The organism is Sphaerochaeta sp., from assembly GCF_050178175.1.
GTDB lineage: Bacteria > Spirochaetota > Spirochaetia > Sphaerochaetales > Sphaerochaetaceae > Sphaerochaeta.
The window spans coordinates 1-4,639 of sequence record NZ_JBFXGH010000146.1; the positions used below are offsets into that span (position 1 = coordinate 1).

The window sequence follows — 4,639 nt, forward strand, 5'->3', positions numbered from 1 at the left end:
AATTCCCTTCATATAATACAATGGATTTTGATTTACTGCAAGGAATTAAACTGAAGCTATAAAAACCATATTTGCAAATGTAAGCTAGGAACCTTCTGAATTCGATTCCTTTTTGAGAAATAGTTAAAGATTCCCGATTCGCCGAAAATATTAGGGGGCTGTATGTACTACATCAATAGTACAATGGAAAAACTGATTTCAAAGATTACCCTATCATTTTATTGACCGGACCGCAGCAGTGCACGAAAACTACGGTGCTTCAGAAACTTATGAATGAGTCAAAAGATAAAAGAGAGTATATTCCCCCGGATGACCTGACTTTGCGAGCCTTGGCCAAGAATGATCCATCCACCTTCTTCCAGCTACATAAACCACCTCTCATGATTGACGAAGTGCAATATGCCCCGGAACTTTTCCCCCTATATCAAGATGATTGTGGACAAAAATAACAAACCCGGACTTTTCTGGCTTACAGGTTCAAAGGGGTCGAATTCGACCCCTTTGAAATCCAGAGTATTCATTGCGTACAAAAGATTCTTGGCATACCCGTACCTTGCGGTGTATGGTCAATGGTTACAACTCATCAAGACTCATGAGAGATTGTTCCTGACTAAGCAAGAAAGGGAAAATCTCGATACTTCTCTTTCAGTAGTGCGATGATCAACGAACAGACTACCCTTGCCCCTTTCTCATTCAGGTGGGTATCGTCAGAGATTCCCTCTGGGTAGTTCGGGTGTTCGCCTGCCTTAAGATGAAGAAACAGTTCCTTGGAGCCTTCCCTCCCCATCTGTTCCAGTAGAGAGAACGTTGTCTTGTTCATATCAATACAGGCATAGCCCCTAGCCTGGCAGAGGGAAATCATTGCGTGCGGATACTCCCCATGGGTGCGTACAAGGCTACCATCTGGAAGGAATCGTCTACGAGCAATAGGGGTAAGGAAGACGGGAGTTGCATGCTTTGAGAGCACCGACTCAGCCATACATGCAAGATTCCCCTGAAATGTGGACCAAGGCTCGGTGTATCGCTCCTTGTCCTCCTTGCTGTCATTATGACCAAACTGGATGAATACAAAGTCACCTGCTTCCAGCTCGGCAAGACATTGGTCAAACACCCCTTCCTCAAGGAAGGACTTAGTACTCCGGCCATTCATGGCAAGATTTCTCACACTCCAGGAGGAATTGATATAGTTCTCAAAGTACATTCCCCACCCAGTCTCAGGACGTGTATCATCCTCCTTGGGGGCACAGGTAGAGTCTCCTAGGAGAAATACTGTATTCATTGCTTTTCCTCTTCCTCATTTCCCCAACCAGAGAGCATATCTTCGGTGGATATCTTGTCCTCAGTATGTTTCTTAGCGGAAGAATGCTGATTGAGAAGCCCTAAAATTCCCACAATTGCAAAGATTGCTGCCACTAGGTAGACAGCAACCAATATGATAATATCGCGCATCTTACCTCCCGGTACTCTTTCGTTGCCAGTACGAAATGGCAAGTTGGGTGCGGTCACGCAACCCAAGCTTTTCCAACGTTATAGATATACAGTTTCTCACTGTCCCCTCACTCAAACACAACCGTTCTGCAATCTCTTTGTTGCTGAGCCCCTGAGCAAGTTGCAACAGCACCTCATTCTCTCGCTTACTGAGAGAGGAGAAAACCTGCTGTTCTGAAAACTGTTTCAAGGCTTGCTCACTGATTACAGGCAATCCCTGATACACTGCCTTAATCGTCATGATCTGCTTTTCAGTCTCATCACTCTTGAGAAGGAATCCACTAGCCCCGGCCTCTAGGCAGCGATGAAGCGTTCGATAGTCTGAGAATGTAGTAAGCATCAATATCTTGACCTTCGGGTACTTGGTTCGGATCCTCTGGGCTGCTTCGATGCCATCCATCACCGGCATCTGGATATCAAGAAGGATTACATCTACCGGGGTATGCTCAAGGAAGGAGAGTGCCTCCGCCCCATGGGAAAGGGCTCCTACAATCTGCAGCTGGGCATCACCAGAGAGCAAAATTTCCAGACTCTCCAGTACCAATGCATCATCATCGACCAATAGAATTCTCATAATCCCATCACTCCCCTGACCGGAATGGATATCAGCAACTTGAACTGTTCTCCTTTCTGAATCGACATACTTCCTCCGAGGCGTTCCACCCTCCGTCTCAAATAGCGTAAGCCATTTCCTGTACTTGAGCTCTTCTGTCCCATGATCCCATCATTCTCCATGGTGAGTTGCACCAGGGTACTGTTGCAATCGAGGGAGGCGGAAACCTTCGTTGGATTTGCATGCTTTGCCACATTGGTAAGCGCTTCCTTGATTGCAGAATGCAGTATCTGTTGTAATGCAGGGGGAACGAGGGCGACATCCCCACGAATCGTATACTGTACCGGGTAGACAAATTCCTCAAAGAGCCTGGCAATGGACCGCTCTACTTGCTTTTGATCCGGTTCCAGTTGCCTGACCGCAAGCTTGAGTTGCGCCAATGCAGAGGAGAGTCGCTGTTCAATCTTCCCTTGGCTCACCTTCGCCTTCTCAACATCACCCCGCTCAAGGAGCATTTCAAGAGCCTTTACGCTTAGGTGAGCTGCAGTCAACTCATGCCCCAAGCTGTCATGCAGGATCTGGGCAATTTGCTCCCGCTCCTGAAGGCGGGAGAGATACTGGGCACCGGCATAATCCAAGAGTAGGTGCTCAGTCTCTGCTTCCAGATGGTGGGTTCTCATCCGATACTCATCTGCTTCTTTTATCAGTTGCATCCGCTCCAGCTCCCATACTCCCACGAGGGCTCCAAGGAGCAGTGAGAAGAGCGGTACAAGCAGCTCAAGCCCCTGAAGGACTACTACCAAATATACTGCAAAGGGAATACAGAAAAGCAAATTCCTATGTGATGCAAAATAGAAGAGATAGAGCGAGAGCAAGATGGTTGCCTCAGGTAGGAAGAGAGAAAACATCGTCAACAAGGAGGCATCAATGAGCATCCACGCAGGAGAAAACGAGAATCGCCATCGAAGCATCAGCGAGAAGATTACCAAGAGGAAGACCAGAAGCAAGGGAGGATCCATCATGTGGTAACGCAGAAAGAACACAAGAGACAGCAACACACCCAGGACAATCCGAAAGAGGTGCTTGCTCTCTATGTTTATGCTTCTATCCACAAGACCCTACAGCCTCCTTCTACTTCCTACCAAGAGAAATATCCCTGCAAATATCAAGAGTATCACAACAGAGAGCAGCAGAGAAGCACCAGCTTGCTCATTGAGGGCTTCTAGGCCATGGGCAAGCCAGTAGGTAGGCAGCACTCGGACCATTCGTTGCATGGCAGGAGGAAGGAAGCGAAGAGGAAAGGTAAGTCCACTGACAAGGCAGAGAATAGAACCTACCCCACTGAAGAGGGCAAAACTCGTAGTATAGGAGCGAAACATGGTATTCCACGCCAAAGAGAATGAAAGGGTCATGACGCTGTAGGAACAATAGAGGATGAAGAGCAACAAGTAATTGGTTGTATTACTCCCATGTACGATGAGCGAGGCAATGATGAGCACCAAGCTCTGGAGAATCAGCAACAGAGAACCGGCTGATAGATGACTGGTGAGATAGTGTGCATGACTGATGGGAGAAGAAGCAATCCTCACCAACACTTTCCGCATCCTGTCTTCAGCAACGGTACGGACCAAGAGAAATGCTGAGTAGAAGTTAAGCAACCCAAAAAGGCTGAAAGACATCGGCAAGGAACCAGGCATGCTGGGGACCAGAAGGAGAACCAGAGGGAAGAGCAGCAGCAAGGGAAGTGTCAATTTCTGACGAAGGTTCTCCCTTATGGCGAAGGTAAAAATACTCATCTGCTTATCCTCCTTACCAAGGGCCCGAGGCAGAAAAACAACAACACAACAAGAAGCACCAAGATGGCGAGGCAGATGAAAAAGAGCCGTGTTTGCCCCTCCATAACTGCCAAACTTGCAGTATTTGCCAAACCCATCGGGGTCCCATATAACCGGAGGATTCGGAAGAATGCCGTCTGCGGAAGCGGGAAATAGAGCCCAACAGTCATGGGCACAATCGAGCCATAGATGGTGGTAACCATATTCGCTGTCTTTACCCCACCGGTAAGCAACAAAAGTACCGTTCCAAAGAGTTGGTTGAAGACAACAGAGACCAGTAAAACCAGCAAAACCAAGGGGAGAGAGGGAAATGAAGCCCCAAGGATGATACTGGAAAATACAAGCAGGATGGATGTCTGCAGGAAACTCACCACCGTTGAACTGACAAGAATGGAGAGAATAATGGAACGTATCTCAACAGGTGAAGCGAAAATTCTATCATGCATAGGAGAATAGAGGTCCTCAGCCAGTGTTTCAAAACTAATTACCGATCCATAGATCTGGAAGGTCAAGGCAAACCCAATTGCCAATGCCGTTATACGTGATTGCCCCCCCATGCCCATCCCGGTCTCGATACTGATGTTCTTATAGAGGTAGTCGAAAAAGAAAATGAGTATCAGGGGGAAGAGGATCAGGATGGCGTGTCCTACAAGGTCCCTGCTGCTGCGTTTCAATTGGAAGGCAATCATGACTGGACCTCATCACGGAGTTGCTTGCCTGTCAGCGTCAAGAAGACATCCTCAAGATTGGGTTGCTTGGTGTT

General features: G+C 47.7%; 7 protein-coding genes. 1 reads left to right on the forward strand and 6 read right to left on the reverse strand.

All coding sequences use genetic code 11. The features are described 5' to 3' along the window. Positions 1 to 269: 269 nt before the first annotated feature. On the forward strand, positions 270 to 449 hold the full coding sequence (locus AB7S66_RS11390; protein WP_240622816.1) for a hypothetical protein: 180 nt from the start codon (positions 270 to 272) through the stop codon (positions 447 to 449). Positions 450 to 610: 161 nt separating this feature from the next. Here the strand turns inward: AB7S66_RS11390 and AB7S66_RS11395 are convergent, their stop codons facing one another. From AB7S66_RS11395 to AB7S66_RS11420, 6 genes are read right to left on the reverse strand one after another with little or no spacing between them, the layout of a single operon-like run. Next, positions 611 to 1,279, reverse strand: a complete 669-nt coding sequence (locus AB7S66_RS11395) for a rhamnogalacturonan acetylesterase (RefSeq protein ID WP_428520104.1) — start codon at positions 1,277 to 1,279, stop codon at positions 611 to 613. Continuing rightward, on the reverse strand, positions 1,276 to 1,449 hold the full coding sequence (locus AB7S66_RS11400) for a hypothetical protein (protein ID WP_160525776.1): 174 nt from the start codon (positions 1,447 to 1,449) through the stop codon (positions 1,276 to 1,278). Before AB7S66_RS11400 ends, AB7S66_RS11395 begins: the two co-directional genes overlap by 4 nt. Position 1,450: 1 nt before the next feature. After that, the gene (locus AB7S66_RS11405; protein WP_428520106.1) at positions 1,451 to 2,062 is read right to left on the reverse strand and encodes a response regulator; all 612 of its coding nucleotides are present in this window, start codon (positions 2,060 to 2,062) and stop codon (positions 1,451 to 1,453) included. Continuing rightward, positions 2,059 to 3,153, reverse strand: coding sequence for a sensor histidine kinase (locus tag AB7S66_RS11410; protein WP_428520108.1), 1,095 nt, complete (start codon positions 3,151 to 3,153; stop codon positions 2,059 to 2,061). Before AB7S66_RS11410 ends, AB7S66_RS11405 begins: the two co-directional genes overlap by 4 nt. A gap of 6 nt (positions 3,154 to 3,159) precedes the next feature. Then, positions 3,160 to 3,837 carry an ABC transporter permease gene (locus AB7S66_RS11415; RefSeq protein ID WP_428520110.1) on the reverse strand — a complete coding sequence of 226 codons (678 nt, stop codon included), beginning with the start codon at positions 3,835 to 3,837 and terminating at the stop codon, positions 3,160 to 3,162. Continuing rightward, entirely contained in the window at positions 3,834 to 4,565 is a 732-nt protein-coding gene (locus AB7S66_RS11420; RefSeq protein WP_428520112.1) for a hypothetical protein, read from the reverse strand. Before AB7S66_RS11420 ends, AB7S66_RS11415 begins: the two co-directional genes overlap by 4 nt. Between the last annotated feature and the right edge of the window lie 74 nt (positions 4,566 to 4,639).

Bases quoted from the DNA above. Each gene is read 5' to 3' on its own strand.
- AB7S66_RS11390 (WP_240622816.1), top strand. From the start codon at position 270: ATGAATGAGTCAAAAGATAAAAGAGAGTATATTCCCCCGGATGACCTG.
- AB7S66_RS11395 (WP_428520104.1), bottom strand. From the start codon at position 1,279: ATGAATACAGTATTTCTCCTAGGAGACTCTACCTGTGCCCCCAAGGAG.
- AB7S66_RS11400 (WP_160525776.1), bottom strand. From the start codon at position 1,449: ATGCGCGATATTATCATATTGGTTGCTGTCTACCTAGTGGCAGCAATC.
- AB7S66_RS11405 (WP_428520106.1), bottom strand. From the start codon at position 2,062: ATGAGAATTCTATTGGTCGATGATGATGCATTGGTACTGGAGAGTCTG.
- AB7S66_RS11415 (WP_428520110.1), bottom strand. From the start codon at position 3,837: ATGAGTATTTTTACCTTCGCCATAAGGGAGAACCTTCGTCAGAAATTG.
- AB7S66_RS11420 (WP_428520112.1), bottom strand. From the start codon at position 4,565: ATGATTGCCTTCCAATTGAAACGCAGCAGCAGGGACCTTGTAGGACAC.